At 24.4% G+C, this 361-nt stretch carries 1 protein-coding gene; it reads right to left on the bottom strand.

Annotated features, from left to right (window positions below; translation table 4 throughout):
* On the bottom strand, positions 1 to 361 hold a 361-nt coding region (locus N9R85_RS03910), incomplete at both ends, for a hypothetical protein (RefSeq protein WP_262858671.1).

Genomic DNA, 361 nt, shown 5'->3' with positions numbered 1-361 from the left:
ATATTTATCATCAACAAAAATATCTAATTCATTAAAATGATATTTACCAATATCTATTTTAGAATTTAATTTATATCTGTCATCTTTTTTTAAATTTATATCGTTATTGTTGTTTTTATTTGTATCAGTGTTTTTGCTAAAATTATTTTCGGTATCGCTTGAACCATTTGAGGTATCATTTAAACCATTTTGGGTATCGCTTGAACCATTTGAGGTATCGCTTGAACCATTTGCGGTATCATTATTTTTTGAATTATTTACTTCTTTTTTCGACGATGGGTTATTATTATCATTATCATCTCTATTATCAATTCTATTAATATCATTCTCTCCTATATAATCTTCATCTATTAATTGAGAT

It is taken from the genome of Mycoplasma sp. CSL7503-lung (assembly GCF_025515455.1).
GTDB lineage: Bacteria > Bacillota_I > Bacilli_A > Mycoplasmatales > Metamycoplasmataceae > Mycoplasmopsis.
The sequence above is the reverse complement of the archived record's forward strand: the minus strand, read 5'-3'. Positions and strand labels throughout refer to the sequence as shown.